The sequence below is a fragment of the Nonomuraea sp. NPDC050202 genome (genome assembly GCF_040656115.1).
GTDB lineage: Bacteria > Actinomycetota > Actinomycetes > Streptosporangiales > Streptosporangiaceae > Nonomuraea.
Map to the genome: position 1 here is coordinate 73,259 of NZ_JBFALF010000031.1, position 17,855 is coordinate 91,113.

8 protein-coding genes are annotated in these 17,855 nt (G+C 68.4%); 4 read left to right on the forward strand and 4 right to left on the reverse strand.

Annotated features, from left to right (window positions below; genetic code table 11):
• Positions 1-1,599: 1,599 nt before the first annotated feature.
• Positions 1,600-3,102, forward strand: coding sequence for a helix-turn-helix domain-containing protein (locus AB0I79_RS47440; RefSeq protein ID WP_357888335.1), 1,503 nt, complete (start codon positions 1,600-1,602; stop codon positions 3,100-3,102).
• Positions 3,103-4,634: 1,532 nt separating this feature from the next.
• On the opposite strand, the gene AB0I79_RS47445 is transcribed toward AB0I79_RS47440, so the two are convergent.
• The 3 genes from AB0I79_RS47445 to AB0I79_RS47455 form a co-directional block, all read right to left on the reverse strand.
• A complete protein-coding gene (locus tag AB0I79_RS47445) occupies positions 4,635-5,657 on the reverse strand; it encodes a hypothetical protein (protein WP_357888338.1) in 1,023 nt (340 codons plus the stop codon).
• A complete protein-coding gene (locus tag AB0I79_RS47450) occupies positions 5,658-6,743 on the reverse strand; it encodes a ParA family protein (protein WP_357888341.1) in 1,086 nt (361 codons plus the stop codon).
• A gap of 1,547 nt (positions 6,744-8,290) precedes the next feature.
• Positions 8,291-9,088 (reverse strand): hypothetical protein, encoded by a 798-nt coding sequence (locus AB0I79_RS47455; RefSeq protein ID WP_357888345.1) that lies wholly within the window; start codon positions 9,086-9,088, stop codon positions 8,291-8,293.
• 175 nt (positions 9,089-9,263) lie between these two features.
• On the opposite strand from AB0I79_RS47455, the gene AB0I79_RS47460 reads away from it, so the two are divergent.
• From AB0I79_RS47460 to AB0I79_RS47470, 3 genes are read left to right on the forward strand one after another with little or no spacing between them, the layout of a single operon-like run.
• Complete coding sequence (locus AB0I79_RS47460) at positions 9,264-10,421, forward strand: TniQ family protein (RefSeq protein ID WP_357888348.1); 1,158 nt, start codon at positions 9,264-9,266, stop codon at positions 10,419-10,421.
• Positions 10,387-10,935 (forward strand): hypothetical protein, encoded by a 549-nt coding sequence (locus AB0I79_RS47465; protein ID WP_357888351.1) that lies wholly within the window; start codon positions 10,387-10,389, stop codon positions 10,933-10,935. The genes AB0I79_RS47460 and AB0I79_RS47465 overlap by 35 nt, the downstream gene beginning before the upstream one ends.
• A gap of 10 nt (positions 10,936-10,945) precedes the next feature.
• Positions 10,946-17,200: a tetratricopeptide repeat protein gene (locus AB0I79_RS47470; RefSeq protein ID WP_357888354.1), complete on the forward strand. Its 6,255-nt coding sequence runs from the start codon at positions 10,946-10,948 to the stop codon at positions 17,198-17,200.
• On the opposite strand, the gene AB0I79_RS47475 is transcribed toward AB0I79_RS47470, so the two are convergent.
• Positions 17,197-17,436 (reverse strand): DUF664 domain-containing protein, encoded by a 240-nt coding sequence (locus AB0I79_RS47475; RefSeq protein ID WP_357888357.1) that lies wholly within the window; start codon positions 17,434-17,436, stop codon positions 17,197-17,199. The genes AB0I79_RS47470 and AB0I79_RS47475 overlap by 4 nt on opposite strands.
• Positions 17,437-17,855 lie beyond the last annotated feature (419 nt).

The following is a 17,855-nucleotide window of genomic DNA, read 5'->3' on the forward strand; positions in this document are numbered from 1 at the left end:
GCAAGAGGAGGCATTCAGACGCCGACGTAAGCCGCGCCTATTTCGGCGCACCTGCACAAATGCAGAGAGCCCTCGCGCTAACTGGCCTGGAAAACCTTGCGCGAGAGCTCTCTCTACACAAAACAGACGACCGGCCCGGCTCGTGTCGGCTTCGGCTTTCGCGTGCCTGGCCGGTGTCCAGAAGTCTCGGAGACCACGATAGACGATGGATCACCGGGTCGGCCAGTCGTGCGCTCAAACGGCGTGTTCGGCGTGTCCGGTCCCACGACGATCTTTACCGCTCACGCCTGCCCTAAACGGGACACGCCGCGGAGCGAAGAACCCGTCGCGCAGTCGCCCTGTGATGGGGCTGGCCTCGCGCGGGCACAGCGCGCTCGACTCGCCTGGTCGGCGCGGCTCGGTGGCGGCATCCGTCCGCTGGCACCGCACCGTCTTGCGATGACGTGCGGGATGACCGGCTCCTCTCGTGCCCTGACCTTCTCGGGGCCTGTGCGCCCCGTCACGACGGGCACGCCCCTCGCGGGGCCCCGCTGGCCGTGTGGCCGTTCAAGCTCGCCGTCGTGTTCCCGCGACCGGCGCACCCGCGATACGCCCGCTCGGAGCCGCCCCTGACCTAGATCACCCACTGCCCGGAAGAGACATACCCGGGCCCACCACCACCCATAACGCACTCCAGGCGCCGACCACCGCCCACCAAGGGCCGCCGGCACCTGTATTTCGTGCACCCCAAACCCGCAGGAGCACACCGTGAGCCATGCGTTCTGTTCAGCATGCCCAAAAGCAGGCATGGGCGCCGCAGTTGCCGCTGACGGTGCCTGCGGTGCTGTTCGGCAGGCTTCTCCACGGCCTCCTCACGCATGCTCGCTCGCCCTACGGCCACAGGGTCGCTGCCTGGCCGTGTGGCCGCTCAAGCTCGCCGTCGTGTTCCCGCGACCGGCGCACCCGCGATACGCCCGCTCGGAGCCGCCCCTGACCTAGATCACCCACTGCCCGGAAGAGACATACCCGGGCCCACCACCACCCATAACGCACTCCAGGCGCCGACCACCGCCCACCAAGGGCCGCCGGCACCTGTATTTCGTGCACCCCAAACCCGCAGGAGCACACCGTGAGCCATGCGTTCTGTTCAGCATGCCCAAAAAGGAGTCGGACTCCCTTCGTCGTCACCGCGGCCGAGGATCTGCCGTGGCCCCCCCGTCCGCACCGTCCACGGCTCGCAGGGCCTGGCAGGCGCGGCAAGCCTGTCGCCTGCACCCGGTCGATAAACGAGCCCGCCAAGGGTGCGGCCGGCGGACCGCAAGGGCACGCGCCCGGCTCTGTGCGGCTCTGCGCGGCCCAGATCGCATCCTGTTCACACCAGCGGCGCTCAGGAGGCGTCACAGGCCTCGAGCCTGCCCTGCGCGAGTTGTTCCGCGGTTTCCTCGCTTCCCTCTGCGGGGTATCCGGACGGCGGGGCCGACGCTGCTGTGGGGATGTTCGCCACTCGGGTAAGAGCCTTTTCCTGTTCGGCTGCCGGAGCAGCGTCGGCGGCCTGCGCCTCCTGCAGGTCCCTACAGCCGGCAGTGCCCGCTTCGACGAGAACGCGGCAGGGCTCGCCCCATGAGCGCCAGGTTCTACCAAGTGCCTCGCTCGCTGCTGCGCAGCCGCGAGCACAGCGGCTTGGCCGTGGCCGCGTGGTGCCTGTATGAGAGCCTGCAAGCCGCCGACGGTGGACGACGGCCGTCGCGTGCGCGCCGCTGCTGGGTGGCCGAGCAGCTCGGCGTCAGCGAACGCACGCTGGACCGGGCGCGTGCCGAACTGCTGGCCGACCACGGCGACGGGCCGTTCCTCGTGCGACGGCTGCGGGGCCGTAACCGGTCGGCGCTGCACCGCGTTCTGGGCCTGCCCAAGCAGACGCGGCTGCCGTACGCCGCAGTGCCCGCCTGGAGCTTGAGCCGCGTCCATGCCGGTGCCGGCCGCTCCGAGGGCCAGGTGTGCCCGGAGACGTGGCGTGCCTACGCCGTGCTGTGCGACCGGCTGGACGCCGCCGGACACGACCTGACGATCGCCAGGCTGGCGGAGTGGCTGGGCTGCTCCCCGAGCACCGCCCGGCGTCGTCTGCACGCGCTGGAGGCGGTCGGATGGGTGCGGGTCGCCCGTGCGGACGGCTTGTGGATGCATGTGCGGGTCATCACCGATGAGCAGCACGTCGACCGGCCTTCCGCCGGGGAAGTGCCTGATGAGCGGGCGGTCCGCGACAGGTCGATCACCCCTGCCGCAGGCGGCGAGTCCCCTCTTGCACTCATGGCGGCACCGCGCATGCCAAGCACGGCAAGTCACCCCCTGCCAGATGTGGCTGTTCCAGGGGAGGCACCTTCAGACCATTCATCTCCAGAGGATTCACCCGCAGACGAGCTTGACCCTCTCGCCGCAGGCGAGCTGCAGCACCGTAAGAGCGCTCATCACGTGTCGCTGCGCGAGAGGTCGAAATCCGGCAGCGATGAGGGTGACGATGCGGCTGTACGACCGTCCGGCTCGCCGGCACGGGCTTGCGGGACGCCGAGCGTGATGGCAGCGATCCCGCTCGAGTGGCAGATGCGCATGTCCGAGCCGGAGCGAGAGCGGGTTCTGTCCGCGATCGAGGCCGAGATCGGCAAGGGCCGGACCGTCGCCGAGATGACCGCGCGAGTGCGGCGCCGCCTGGCCGTCTGGCACGGGCGGCAGGTGCGCCGCCCCGTGGCGGCCGCGTTGACCGTCGTACGGCGTGGCTATCACTGCCCTCGGCCGGAGTGTGAGGACCACATGCTGCCTTCAGGTCATCCCTGCCAGGCGTGCGTCATCATCGGAGCACAAATCAACGAGGCACGGTCGGCGCCGCCCGCTGTGACGCGCGCTGTGTCACCTGCCACGTCACCTGCGGCCTCTCCGGGCATCCAGCGCGGTCGGCTGTTGGACTCTGCGCCGGCACCGTTGCGGGACCACAACCCGCCCTCGCCAGGATTCCAGCCCGGCGATTACGCCGACGCCCGCCGCCGGGGCCTGGCTTTGGCCCGCCGCCAGCTTCAGGCGCGCGGGTTGCCCACCGTTGACAAGCTCACCTCACGCTGGCGAAGGAGCGCCTGACGAACGACGACACGAACCACACAACCTGACCGTCGGCTTGGCCAGTGTGTTGTCGCTGACTGCCGGCTTGAATGCGCCGGTCCGCAGTGTGAGCCTGCCTCCATCCGCTGGAAGTGGGTTGACGCAGCGTGGCAGCACCCTCGGCTGGACGGTCGAGGAGTGTTTGTCGGCCGATGGCGGGACCCAGCCCGGATCGCGGCCAGGGGCGGCACCACCCACCTCTCCCCCGCTCATCGGCCTGATCCAGCACTGACATGCCTGTTCGCGCGCAGGCGCGAACAGGCGTTGATCGCCATGGCGACTCATGGGCGGCACAGTCGCCGTGACAACATGGCCGCCGGGTACGCATACGGCGTGATCCCCATGGTGCTGGGGGGCCTGTTAGCCAAGGACGGGGACAAGCCGATCTTCGGGGGCATAGCCCATCGAGGATTACCACGGTGACAATGAAGGAGCCCGCCCCTGACGCCCTGCCTGCGACCGCCGGCAGAGGCGGTGACGGGAGTGCAGCGCGGCGGCAGGACGCACGGACAAGGTCTGAGCGGTAGCGCGGGAGCGAAATGTACCTGGGACACCGCTACTGCCGCGGAGGAAGATCTGAGGAAGAGAGCATTGTGACGGTCACTGTCCACCAGCGCGTCTGCTATCAACTCCCTCCACAGCCAGGCTGCCGACAATATCCGCGCTTGCAGCGTCGGCCTTGCTAGAGCACGGGTCGCCATCTTGAGAACGGCCGCGGTAAGGCTGCTCTGACCGCGCCTTGGTCAACACCGCCAAGTGCAGGCGGGCTGACCACTTCGCCCGCTTCCAGAGCCTCCATGTGATCACACCGTCAGCACCGCCGGTTCACCCTTGGCTCAAGGAGCGCAGCGCTGACGGAACCATCGTCGGCACCACCATCCGCTTCGAGGCGCCTCTGTCATCGACCTCGTCATCGACCTCGTGGGCGACGCGCATGAAGGGACCAGCACCCGCTCGCTCAAGGCTTGTGTCCTGCCGGCTCGATGGTTGCCATCCCGGCCCGGTGTTTCCTCAGCGTTGGCCCCAGACCGCCGAGGCTGCCGGCGTGCACGTCAACTCGCGCCTGCTTGGGGCCGGACCGTGCCGCAGTGGTCACGACCGCAGGCCTGGTCGAGTCGGTCATGTCGCCGTCGAGGGTGAAGGAGAACCTGCCCCGTTGAGCAGAACGATACGGCTGAAGGGCTGCGGCGAGGGCGGCCGCAACCGCAGGCGCTTCTCGGCCTCCTGGGTAACCAGCAGATCTCAGTCCCTTCCGGCAGGCGATATACCGGGCACAACTGGGCGTGAATGAGTCGTTATGTCAGGTCGGCTCGCGGAGATCGCGCGGTGTGCGTCGCGGGCGAAGTTCCCAATCGATGAGCGAGGGGATGTGTGTGTTGCTGTAATACCGCTTGTGCATTTGTGCACAAGCGGTATTCGTGTGGACGTGAGGCACCGCCCTTCGCCGCGTCTTCCATCTCGGAGTCGACGGTGTGGATCAGGCGGTTGCCCACATGGGACTGAGGCAACTCTCAGGCTGAACCTGAGGCCTCCTGCTCCAAGCCGTCAAGGAAAGCCTCGACGCATGCGTTGAGAATGTGCCCGAGCATGCCCTTGTACGCGACAACCAACGTCAGTTGGTCTTTCAGGTCATCGATCCATACGCCCACGTCCGAGGTGAGGGTATAGGTGTTGGGTTTCGGCAATTCTTCATGCGACGTACGGATCCTGAAGCTTTGCCCCATCTGGACGAGCACGTCAAGGGGCTGCTGACGCGCTTGGCGTAGGGCAGCGTCAATGTAGTGGCTGGGGGACAGAGCAGGCCGGCGAGTCCCGGCAGTCAACCGTCTCTTATCGGCGACAGACTGCCTAGCCAGACGTGACGCGAGGCTGCCGTTGAGACGTACGTTCCGCCCGGCGCTGCCTACCGCTGGATTGGCGGCATCGCTATAGCTCTCGTAGAGGCGGAGATAGTTGGGCGGCAGCGATGCGAGCCTCTCCTTGATGGGAGCGGGAAGTTCAGCCGGCCGCGGCTGAAAATAGCCAGAGGTAGCACCGACGGGAGACGATCGGCGCTTCCGCGTCGCCGTCACTGTCCCGGTGATGCTTCCGTCCAAGGGTTCTTCCCGAACGGTTCTCTCCCCGCTCGGTGCCTTGCTGACATCTTCCGCCGACATGACCGGCTTCTCAACTTGTGGCGACGTCTTGCCGGTGTCGGGAGCGGGTCGGGGTGAGAACGAAGGTGAGGGTGAGGGAACCTGCCGCTTGACTTCGTGCTCCTCCGCAGTGGCTTCGGGCACCGCCTGCACAGGTACAGCATCGACATCCTCGGCGGGCTCGGCTGGCGGCGTTTCCTGGGCGGTGTCCGGCCGGGGGTTCGCCGACACGGCCGTCGAGGCATGCTGATCCTCCTGTCGAGGGACCTGTTCTCGGGGCACCTCTGCCGGGGGATCGGCCACCACAACCGCGGATTCCTGCTGCTGAGGGGGCTGCAGATGCCCGAAGCCTGTTACCGGCTGCCGCTGCAGCCGCCCCCTTCTGTTGCCTGCTGCCACTTAGGCCACACCCTTGGTCATCACGTCGGTCTGTTCCTTCTCCGGCCATGCTTGGCGCCATGCCGCGCGCAGCTCGCCGGCCAGCGGGTGGCCGATCTCGTCGAGCATCCGCAGCGCAATCGCCTCGGCCACCTGGCACACCTTGGAGGCGGGTTCCCTCTTCTCGGACGTACCGAGGAATGCTGAGACGGGCGCCGCCATGTCGTGGGAGTCGCTCACGACGATGGCCTTGGGAATCTCGAACGGCCAGATGGGGGCGTCCCAGTGCTTCTGCTTGGCCGCGTGCGCCTGGGCGGCGTCGGCGGTGAGCGCGCGAGCGGTGGTCTGGCGCGGCGAGTAGGCGTTCCAGACCAGCCCCATCACGTCGATGTCGTCGTGGTAGTAGTGGTCACGCACGTCCTCGACCAGGCTCATCGTCTCCGGGATCGCATCGACGCCAAACTTTTCGGCGTTCGTCACGAACAGCACCTTCTTCGCCGCCTTCGCTGACTGCACGCCCAAGGCTCGTGCGATGGCCGTGTCGATGAGAACGACATCCCAGCGGTGGGCCGGCGGGACACCGCCGGGCTCGGCCGGCAGGTGCAGCGTTTGGGCGAGGCGCTCGAAGTCGGTGGGCTTCCACGACGTGGGAAGGTCCTCCAGCCCCTTGTAGGAGGGGATGAGCCCGATCTTGCCGATCTTGCCGGCGCGAAGCGGGCCTCCCCGGTGGAACGGCATGTCGAGCGGATACTGCCAGCCAGCCGTGTTGATGAGGAGGATCGCCTCGTCGGCCACGCCCGGTTCGCCTGACTGGATGACCTCGATGACGGTATTGACGTCCGGTTCTTCGAGGGTGCTTCTGCCAATACGTGCTTCGACGGCGCGCATCAGGACCTTACGGCCGAGGCCGGTGCAGGCGTTGCCTTGAGGGTCCATGTCGATGATGAGGACGTTGAGCCCGAAGCGGATAAGCGCATCGGCCAGCAGGAGAGTGAGTGTGCTCTTCCCTGCTCCGCCCTTGCGCATCATCACGCTGATCACGTGCTTCATGTCCGTGATGCCGCGCGCCATCCACTCGGAGACAACTTGCTCTACCTCGTAGATCATCTCGGGCGGTGGTTCGACTGCGGCGCCGGCGGCAGGTGGGTGGGCCGTAGATGTCACAGGGGACTCCCGAATCTGCTGAGCGGTATCACGTCGCCGATCTTAGCGATGACCCGAGCATGATGGGAGGCGACTCGCGGGAGTTAGGGGGAAAAGCAGCTCAGCGACCAGAGCTGGTGTCGGATTTCGTCGGGTGGGGTTGGATACGGAGGAGTTCTTGTGCGTTGCCGTCTTGAGATCCGTCCTTACGGTCACTTTGGATGGCTCTGGCAGAGCGGGTTGTTCGTTCGAGAAGTCTCGCCCCAGTGATGCGGCGTCATGCCGCGCCTGAGCTTCAACCGGCTCGCTCTTGGACGGGCTCACATGTCAACGACTGGATTACTGCGGCTATGGGTTCCCCTCCGACTGGAGCGCACTAAACTGCCGGACTCATGCGTCGCCTTGCTTCGTTCTTCGATGCGTAGCGGACAAGGTCCCACCCAATCTTGGGCTTATGTGGTCATTCTCGCTGGGAGGCGATCTGGCTCTTATTTACGTTGTGTTGCTGTGTGTGTTTCAGCAAGTTCACTTGTGAAACAGCAGGTCAGAGCCACTTTTAGCTTGTCTGTGTAGTCCGATCGGAGAGCTGCGAACCACTGCGACAGGTCCTTCGGGGAGGTCATGGAACCGTTGCGGGACCACCTCGGATCCCATATGTGGTCCTTCAGCGCACGGTTCGGGACGCCTCTCCGAACGACGTCGAAAGTTACCCATAAGTAACCCTCTATGAGCTGCAGAAACGCGCCTGAGCGTCGAACAGGCCCAGTCTGGATAAGAGATACCGGGGAGGTGGTCTCTTCCCTCCAGAGGGCTCTACAGTCCCGTACGTGACACGGGGAGGCTGCTCGCATGGCTGTGATAGTTCGCGTCGCGGGCGAAGGGGCCAGCCCTCGAGTTTCGGCGAACGAACTGCCTGAGAACCCTTCTTGGCGACGTTGGGTTGAGCCATCGCGCGTATTGGCGGCCGGTCGGGGATTCTGGTGTCGGCGGGTATGAGGTCCAAGTGATCGCGGATTCGCTCGGATCTCAGTATTCGTGGGTACTTCAGCGCTCGGCCATCAGCTCAGTAGTAGCGCCTGGCGGCTGGCCTTCTTCCCGGCGGATCGCCTCACCTGCCGGGGGAGGGTGTCGCATGTCACCCCTTGCTGTCATCGCACGAGGGACGGCCTGGGAACCACTACTGTCCTGAATGGCACCGTCGCCTTTGCCTGCCGTGGTCTACCACATGATGGGCCGACCCCCACGATGGTGGCCCTGACATGTATCGCCTGCCGCGAGCAACGGCGCGCCTCGGCCACCTCCATGAGTCACCTCACGCCGCCGCGGCTTGCGGTGACGTGCTGCAGACCGGCCGGTGACCCCCATGGCGGCAGGCGATGGCGCTCGGCGGTGAGCTGCCGCACCATGGCTCATCCACCCTGGATCTGGATCTGAGGACGACATCCTCTTCACGGGCCGCCCGGCTGTCGGCCGTCCAGCCCGGTGCATGACCCCTGTCATACGCCGTGGGCTCACACGTTCCCGAATCGGGCATCATGGTGACCGGCGGCAAGTGTGGCGGCAGCGGGATACACCTCTCCCAGCTGCTCGCGGAAGGCCGCATAGCGATCCTCTTGCAGCGCGTCCACGATTTCCTGCATCCACCAGCCGATCTCGCGCAAGACAGAGTAGTGAGCCGGCGACAGTGGCCACTGCATCTCTCTTACCGCCCGCCGCAGACCGATCAGGCATTCCGCCATCTCATCGTCGATGAGATGGTCGGCGTGAGAGCGCGCGGCCACCAGTTGCGCGGCCGTCTCCCACAGCGCCAGCGCATGGCGGTCGTACCAGAGTGCTTCGGTGGACGTGTCTTGCGGTCGCGTTCTGGACAACCGGTGTGCTCGCTCCAGTCGCTCGCTGCGGCCCAGCCCCAGCCGGGCCGCCCGGTGCCGGAGCAGTCGGTGCTCCACTGCTTGCCTGCTCCGCACATTGAGTGGTGGGGCCATGCGGATCATGGCTATCTGCATGGCGCAGCCCAGTTCCAGCAGTTCGTGTTCGAGGTGCTCCACTTCATCGGGACGATGAGGGCAGTGGAGACGTACATATCCGAGTACCCAAAGGGCGTCGAGAACGTCGTTTGATCTCACCCAATCCGGGACCTTCCGGCAATGGAGGACATGTTTGATCACGGCCAGCGGATGCTCCGCTGGATCGTTGCTCTCCAGTGCCTCCAGGTCGGGATCGCGTACTTGCCTCCGGCGTTGTACGATCCGGTCAATGGCCTCCTGACCTGCGGTTTTACTGACTTGAGGCAGGGATCGCTTAGGCATGTCAATAGTGTATTGACATGTGTGATCTTGTCGAGCGAGGTGCTGGGTGAGACTCCCAGTTGTTGTCTGACGGCCTTGCAGATGTCAGTACGGCACCAGGGCTGTCAGTGGACCTGGCAGTAGGCCCATCGGAGATGTCAGTAGTCGCGTGTACAGCGGGGGGTCGGCCAGGGAAATGAGGACGGTATGGCCCCGTCGGCTGGCGTTGGTGGTGGCACCGGCGTCCGGCGAGTCGTTCGCGTCGTGGGTTGATCGGATGGCCCTGCGGAACGGATGTCCGGCGTGGACGACTGTCGAGGCGTTAGGGCTGGATATACGCGGGTCAGGTGACGTCCGTTCACTGGCGTACGGCATCGTCACGACGCCGGAGACGCGTAGGGCGATCGAGGCTGCCACAGGCGTGAGCTCCGAGGTTGTGCGTGGGATGCACCTGGAGGTGTTCGACGGTTCGGTCCTGGTTCTGGCAGGCGTCCGCGTGGGCGACAAGGAGTCAGTGCGCCGGGCCGAGGGCCGTGAGTGGGTGCAGTTCTTCGGCAGCCGGGCATGCCCGACATGCCTGGCGGCTTCGAACGGAGCGTGGTCGGCCTGGTGGAAGCTGGGCTGGGCCGCGGTTTGTCCCGAGCATCGGACGCTGCTGGTGGATCTCTGCCCGAGATGCCGCGTTAACTTGCGCCGAGGCGCGGCCGGCCAGCCGGGACGTCTGTCTCGCTCACGGATGCCGGCTCCGTTGCGATGCGGCGCGCTCCTCGGCGGGGCTGTCTGTGATCAGCCGATCCCGCAGATCAGCACGAGCGCGGTGAGCAATAAACTCGCTGATCAGCAACGACTCGTGCTTGAGGTGGCGACGGGTCGCCTGCCTGCGCTGATCGCGGGCCAGGTGGTGACTGCCGGGCAGTGGTTCGCGGCCTTGAAAGCGACGGCGATGCTGATCCGGCTGGGGGTGCCGGAGGTTCTCCCGCTGTTGGAGGCGATGTCTCCTGATGGTCGACGCGCGGTGGCCGCAGAGGCCGCTGGGCAACGACGGAACCGGGCGGGGCCAGCGGGCCGCTTCGGGATGGCTCCGCGAACGGCATCGACTGCAGCGGGACTGCTGGCGGTGGCATCGGAGGTGGCCGCCGCGGATGGGGAGTCGGAGTTGGTAGCCCGGTTGATGCCACTGGCCGGCGGCGCTACGCGAAATCCCGTCGATACAGATCGATCAGCCGGGATCCCGCCGACCTCCAGTCCAGCCGTCTCGAACGCCCTTTCGTTGGCGGGCCCGGATGCCGCTCCAGTAGCTCGCCGAAAGGTCATGCCGCATGGGCGACCTCGTACTCAACGGCGAGAGCAATGATGCGCAGCATCTGGGCCGGGGCCGGGATTTTTGCGACCATCTCTATGACCGGTCACCTTTCGTGAGGATGGCGATGAGCCTTGAATGGCTGGCGGCGCTCGCGGCAGCGGGCGGTACCGCGCTGGTGGAAGCGGCGGCCACAGACGCCTGGCAGATGGCACGTGACGGTTACGCCCGGCTGCTCGGCAGGGGCGACGAAGACCACACGAGGCTCACCGAGTCCCGACTGGACGAACTCGCGGTGCGGGTGGAGAGCGCCGGCCCCGAGACACGAGCGGAGGTGCGCGCTCAGGCACTCACCGCCTGGCAGGTACGCCTGGCGGACCTGCTGGAGGAGAGGCCGGAGGCCGAGGCCGAGTTGCGCGACCTGGTGGCCCGCGTCGAGGAACTCGTCCCGGCGGCCGCAGGGCAGATCTGGATCCAGCGCAACACCGCCTCCGATCACGGGACGGTGAATGCCGTGCAGCACGGCTCGCAACACGTGTACCGGCATTCGCCCCGGAACCCGGCCTGACGCGGGCGCCGTGACCCCGTCGTACCGGCAGGTCAACCAGGCGCAGCCGGGTGGCGTGATCAACGTCGCCCAGCACGGGGACCTTCACGTTCACCAAGGGCCGCCCGCCTACACGCTCGAACCCTGGACGCCCGCGCCCGCTGCCGTGCCCGGCAGGGCCCGGCGGCAGCCGAGCTGGCTGCTGGCCGCTGCCAGCCGCGCCGTCACCTTCGTGGGCAGGGAACAGGAACTCGACGCGCTCGCCGCCTGGCGCGACGCCCCTGACCACGGACTGACGGTGCACCTGCTGCACGGGCCGGGTGGCCAGGGGAAGACCCGGCTGGCGGCGGAGTTCGCGGCTGCCTGCGCGGCTCAGGGCTGGACGGTGGCTCAGGCGGACATCCATCCGTCCCGCGCGCGAGGCCCCTTGCCGCCACCCGAGCCCGGCAGCCCCGCGCCCGACGACCGGGGCCGCCTGCTGATCGTGGACTATGCCGAGCGGTGGCCGGTGACCGAGCTTCACGCCCTGTTCGAAAACGGCTGGCTGCACTCCGGCGGGCCCGCTCGCGTCCTGCTGCTCGCCCGCCCGGCCGGGCACTGGTGGCACTCGCTCGAATACCACCTCGTCGTGGCGGGCACGCAGGGCACCAGCGCGACCGCGCTGCCGCCACTGGCCGCAGACACGGCGGCAGCCGCGGCGATCTTCGTGACGGCGCGCGACTGCTTCGCCCGGATCCTCGAGGTGCCGGACGCCGGTTCGATCGCTCCGCCCGGATACCTCGGCGGGGAGGGGTTCCGGCAAGCTCTCGCCGTCCAGATGGCCGCACTGGCGGAAGTGGACGCCCTCCGGACCGGCGAGGACGCGCCGCGGGATCCGACCGGGCTGGCCATCTATCTCCTGGCCAGGGAGCGGGAGTACTGGCGGGCCCTGCGCGACGGCGGCCGGCTCACCACGGTGGAGGACGTCATGGCGCACGCCGTGTACACCGCCACGCTCGTCAGGCCGGTTCCCTACGAGGCGGGCGAGGATGTCCTGATCAGGCTCGGAGTGGCCGCCTCCGCCGAGTCGGCCGGGCAGGTCCTGCGCGACCACACGTTGTGCTACCCCTGCGGCCGTCCGGCCTCGGTCCTGGAGCCGCTCTACCCGGACCGGCTCGGCGAGGACTTCGTCGCGCTGTCCACCCCCGGCCACGACGCCGGGTATCCCAGTGACCCGTGGGCGGCCGGCGCCGTCGACCGGCTCCTGCTCGCGCATGGTGAGGAGGAGCCCGGATACGCGGGCGCCGTCGTCGCGGTGCTCATCGAGGTGTCCAGACGCTGGCCGCACGTCGCCACCGGCGTGCTCGCGCCGCTGCTCCTGGCGCGGCCGCGGCTGGTTCTCGCGGCCGGTGGCGCCACGCTGGCCCGCCTGGCCGACCTGGACCTCGATATCGCCGTACTGGAGGCGGTCGGTGATTGCTTCCCCGAGGACGACGTGGATCTCGCCGCGGGCATGGCCGCCGTCACCCAGCGCCTCGCGGAGTACCACCTCGCTCGTACGCGGGAGCCTCTGGAGCGGGCCGACCTCTACGTCGTGCAAGGCATCCGGTTCGAGGGGGCAGGGCTGTTCGCGGAGGCCCGCGGGGCCTTCGGCGAGGCCGTCAGGCTGCTGCGCGACTTGGTCGCGGCCGACCCTGACGCGTACGAGCCGGTTCTGGCCGGAACCCTGCGCCGTCTGGGTGCGGCGCTGGATTCGCTCGGCCCCGGCCAGGCGAGTGACGCGCTGTCGGCGGCCCAGCAGTCCGTGGGTATCCTGCGCCGCCTGGCCAGGGTCGATCCTGCGGCTCACGAACCGGGGCTGGGGGACGCCCTGCACACCCTGGCTATGGTGCTGGGCAACCAGGGCCGCAGCGCCGAGGCGCTCGCGCACGCCGAGGAAGCGCTGGCCATCCGCCGCAAGCATGTCGATCCGGAGAGCGAGGAGGAGCTCGTCCACCTGGCGATGTCGCTCAACAACGTCTCCAGCGGCCTCGCCGGTCTGGGCCGACATGGAGAGGCCGTGGAGCTCAGCCGACAGTCGGTCGAGTTCCACCGCCGGATGGTGGACGCCGGCCGGGTCCCGCGGTTCGATCTGGCGCTCGCCGTGGCGAACTACTGTATGAACCTGTCGAGTCTCGGCAGGACGGACGAGGCGCTGGCGGCGGGCCAGGAGGCCGTCGGGCTGTTCCGGGCGCTGGCGGCCGCCCTGCCGCGCCGGTTCGACGATGGCCTGGCCCAGTGCCTGTCCGATCTCGCAACCGTTCTCGTCGCCATGGAGCGGCTGGAGGAGGCGATTGGCTGCCTGACGGAGGCGGTGAAGGCCGCTCGCAGACAGGCCGCCGCCGACGTCCTCACCCACGGGCCGTTGCTCTCCCGGCTCCTGTGCCGTCTGAGCGAGCTGTGGCGGAAGACAGGCCGGCCGCGAGAGTCCCTGGACGCGGCAGTGGAGGCCGCCGAGGTGACCCGCGCTCTTACGGACGACATCACGCCGTCCGAGCTCAACTCCGCGGATGCGTTCCTGGCCGCCGCCTTCGCCCGAGCCGAGCTGGGGCAGCACGACGCGGCCGTGGCCGACGCCCGCGAGGGAGTGGCGGCCGACCGGAAGCTGGTCGCGCTCAACCAGGAGGTGTACGCGCCCACGCTGGCGGGCGCGCTCCTCGACCTCGCCGTCGTTCTGCAGCAGGCCGGCCGTCCCGCAGAAGGGGTGGTGGCCTGCGAGGAGGCGGTCGCGATCTACCGCCGGCTGGCCGTCGTGGAGCCCGCGACACACCGGGAGACGTTCGCGGGTGGCCTGCGGGCTCTAAGCCGCTACCTGCACGACGCCGGACGGCTCGCCGAGGCGATCCAGGTCGGGGTGGAATGTGCCGGCTTGTACGGCGAGCTGGCCGCGGACGATCCTGCCCGGTGGCGGCCCTCGCACGTGGACGCCACGGCCAAGCTCGCCGATCTGCTGGCCGAGAGCCGGCGATGGAAGGAGGCCACCGGCCGTTACGAGGAGGCCGTCGCGTCGCTGCGGCCGCTGGCCGAGACCCATCCCACGGCACACGTGCCCCACCTCGCCGGACTCCTGCAGGACGCGGGCATCGCCGCCCTGGACGCCGGGCGTACCGCCGATGCCGTGCCCCTGCTGCGCGAGAGCGTGGCGATCTGGCGGGACCTCGATCGCCAGGAGAGCCTCGGCCATGCCCTCGTCGAGCTCGCGATGGTATTGCTGGACGCCGGCGAGCCCGCCGATGCCCTCACCACCGCGCTGGAGGCGACGGCCTTGATCAGGGAGCTCGCGGCCGCCCATCCCGATGCGCACCGGGCGGAACTGGCGTACGGGCTGGACGTGCTCGCCGACGTGCACACGGAGATGGACGCGCTGCCCCAGGCCCTGGACGCCGTGGCGGAGTCCGTCGAACTGTCACGGGTCCTGGCGCGGGAGGACCCTGAGCAGTATGGAGCGAAACTCGCGCGGCGGCTCGGCGGCTACCGTGACCGGCTGTCCGAAGCGAGCCGGCACGAGGAGGCGCTGCCGGTGGCCCTGGAACAGGTGGAACTGATCAGGCGGGACACCTCGCTCCCTCCGGAACGGCTCGCCGACTCGCTGCTGGCATGGTCGGAGGAACTGACGAACGCCGGACGGCCGACCGAGGGGGCCGATGTCGCTAGACAGGCCGTGGACCTGCTGCGCGGCGCGGCCGACGAGGATGGCGACTACCTCCTCTGGGCTCTGCACTCGCTGGCCTGGTCCCTGGGTCGGGCCGGGCGCCACGAGGAGGCAGTGGGCATCGCGACGGAGGCCGTCCGGCGGCTACGCGTCCTGGTCGCGCGGGATCCCGACGGTTACGGCGAGAAGCTGGGGAGCGTACTCGCTGATCTCGGCACCAGCCTGGCGGCGGCCGGAGAGCCGGAAGAGGCCGCGCGAGCACAGGCGGAGGCCGCCGCGCTCGGAGCGGACGAAGAGGAACAGGAGGCCGGCACCCCGGTCCAGCGCGACCCGGACGATCCGGTCGAAATGGCGGGGGCGGAGGTGCGCCGCGCCCGCCTGCGGGGCTCGCCGTACCTGCTCTCACAGGCCCTGGCCGGGCTGCGGCGGTCGCTGCTCGACCATGGGCGCCCCGAGGAGGCCGTGCTCCGGCTGGACGAGGCCGTGGCCCTGCTGGCCGGCCTGACCGTCACGGACCCGCACACCTACGAGCTCGAGTACGCCGCCCGCCTGACCGACCTGGTCGAGGACCTGATGGGGCTGCGCCGATTCGACGAAGCCGAAACGGCACTGCTCGACGCGGTGGCCTTGTATCGCTCGCTCACCGGAGAGGGCGGTCGTGACGCCGAGGCGTTCCGTCCGGGGCTGCGCTTCGCCCTGGCGCGCCTCGGCGCGGTGCGCACTACGCGCGGCCGGCACGGTGCGGCCGTCGGCTGTCTCGAGGAATCCCTCGCGCTCAGCCGCGGCGGCACCGACCTGTGGACTCTCGCGGAAGAGTCACTGCGATACGGCCGGTGCCTCGCCGCGCTGAAACGGCACGCCGAGGCCGTGCCCGTGCTCACCGAGGCGGCCGAGTGCTTCGCCACGCTGACCTCCGAGCGGGGTGACACGGCCCGGCACCAGAGGGCACAGGCACTGAGCCTGCTGGCGGACAGTCAGGCGGTCGCCGGCCACCCGGCGGACGCGCTGATCTCGACGGAGGAAGCCGTCGCCGCACATCGGCGGCTCGCCGCCGGCGCCCCAGCCGCCCCCCGCGCCGATCTGGCCACCGCGCTGCACAACCTCAGCAACCGGCTGGCGACGGCGGGCCGGGTGCGGGAGGCCCTGACAGCGGCGCAGGAGTGCCTGACACTGAGGCGGGAGAGCGCGGAATCAGGGACCAAGATGATCACCGCGCTGGCCGTGCTGGCCAACCGGCTGCACCTCGCCAGACGCTCCGCCGAGGAGGAGAACGCGCTGCGAGAGGCCGTCACGCTGGCGCGGGAAGGCATACGATCCGACGCGACGACCTACGCTCCCATGCTCGCCCTGGCCCTGTCCGAGTCGGCCCGGCTGCTCGCCTTTCTCGGACGCCAGGAGGAGGCACTGCCCACCGCCCGATCCGCCGTCGCCCTTTGCCGGGAGTTGTTCGACGGCGCGCCGAAGGACGACACGGAACACTATGTCGTCCCGTCGCTCGCAACCTCTCTGGAGGTGGAGGCGCTGTCCCTGAGGATGTTCGGTGACCTCGCGGGCGCGCGAGCCGCAGCTGAGGAGGCGGTGGGGTGGTGGCGCTCCACCGCGCGGACCGCGGCCCTCGCGGCCTCGCTCGGCTCGCTGGGCGACGTGCTCACCGACCTGGGAGCGTGGGCGGAGGCCATAAGGGTGCGAGAAGAAGCGGTCCAACTGCTCCGCGATCGCGGGGGGTATCCCATCCACGTGGCGTGGGCCTGGCGTTCGCTGGGTGAGACCCTGTTGCAGTCGGGACGGCCGGAGCAGGCCGTCGCGCCGCTGCGGACCGCGGCCGGAGTCTTCCGCGACCTCCACCCCGTGGACCCCGACGCGCTCGCGGGGAGCCTGGAGATGTTGTCCGACTGCTTCGAGGTCCTGCGACGGGCGCCGGACGCGCTGGCGGCATGCGAGGAGGCCGTGCGGGTGCGCCGGGACCTGCTCGCGCCGGCCGAACCCGCCACGAGCGTCGCGCTGGCGAAGGCCCTGTACAAGATCTCCAGTCTGCTCGCCGTCTCCCTAGGCCGTCTCGACGACGCCCTGGTGGCGATGGAGGAGGCCATCGAGCTGTTCCGGCGGCTCGCCGAGCACAGCCCAGCCGAGTATTCAGGCGAGGTCGCATGGGGCCTGCGCCATCTCGGCTGGTGCCTGATCGACATCGGACATTACGAGGAGGGCGCGGCACGCTGCGAGGAGGCCGCCGGCATCCTCCGCCGCTTCTCCCTGTCCGCCCCGGAGACCGCCGAGCCGCTCCTGGTCCGGGCCCTGTTCGATCAGGCCAGAGCGCTGAGTCTGCTCGGCCGTCCGCTGGAGGGGATAGGCAGGTTGGAGGAGGCGATGGTCATCCACGAACGCCTGCCACCCGACACGATGATGAGCTCCCTGGCGCCCGATCGCCTCACACTGGTATCCGAACTGGGCGCGCAGCTCACCTTGCTGGGCTGGTTCGGGCACGCTCTGCCGTACGTCGAAGAAGCCGTCGGCATCTTGCGAGGCCACGTGGATCGCGGCGAGAAGGAGCACCGGCCGGCTCTGAACGACGCGCTGAGGGAATTGAAACGGTGCCGCCGGGCGCTGGCCGACCGCTAGGTCAATGTGGCTCGAGATCGTTTCCCTGCTCTCCCGGATGGGCGGTCGGAGACCTCGCCGAAGTACCGGGCCTCGACGCTGGCCACGTGTTTGACCAGGCCGAGGAGGTTGGTCCCGGTCGCTGTCAAAGGTCGGCGGGCGTCGTATTCGGACAAGCCGTCGAGTTTCCAGAGCAGCGCCTTGCGGTCCCGCCGCAGTCTCCCGTGCAGATTGTCTTTCGCGAAATCGTCGATCATGGGTCACGATTCTGTCAGGCTGCGCCGGTGGGCTCAGATTGCGAGCTGCCTGGCGTCGGCTCCGCCAACTACTCGCTCACAGCCACATCGCAGACATGCGTCGAAGCACCGAGTGGCCGTCTCAAGCGCGAACTGGCCACCTGAAGCGCTCAGTCACAGCATCCCTGCAGCGAGTACGTTCACAGTTGATCTTCGGCTCCGTACTGTCAACTTCGATGACGCAAGCGCTGGTACTTCGATATCAGTCGAAATGACAGTGCCCAGGTCAGAAGCATCTCTCACTGCCATCTTCGATGCTTCCAGACAGTTGTTGTCTGACGGCTGTCCCGTCTCACCAGACCTGGCGCAGTCTCAGGAGATGTGGCGCAGTTTGATGATCAATCTCAGCGAGATGGCGCACTCAACAAGCGGAACCGGGA

Bases quoted from the DNA above. Each gene is read 5' to 3' on its own strand.
- AB0I79_RS47440 (WP_357888335.1), top strand. From the start codon at position 1,600: ATGAGCGCCAGGTTCTACCAAGTGCCTCGCTCGCTGCTGCGCAGCCGC.
- AB0I79_RS47450 (WP_357888341.1), bottom strand. From the start codon at position 6,743: ATGATCTACGAGGTAGAGCAAGTTGTCTCCGAGTGGATGGCGCGCGGC.
- AB0I79_RS47455 (WP_357888345.1), bottom strand. From the start codon at position 9,088: ATGCCTAAGCGATCCCTGCCTCAAGTCAGTAAAACCGCAGGTCAGGAG.
- AB0I79_RS47460 (WP_357888348.1), top strand. From the start codon at position 9,264: ATGAGGACGGTATGGCCCCGTCGGCTGGCGTTGGTGGTGGCACCGGCG.
- AB0I79_RS47465 (WP_357888351.1), top strand. From the start codon at position 10,387: ATGGGCGACCTCGTACTCAACGGCGAGAGCAATGATGCGCAGCATCTG.
- AB0I79_RS47475 (WP_357888357.1), bottom strand. From the start codon at position 17,436: ATGATCGACGATTTCGCGAAAGACAATCTGCACGGGAGACTGCGGCGG.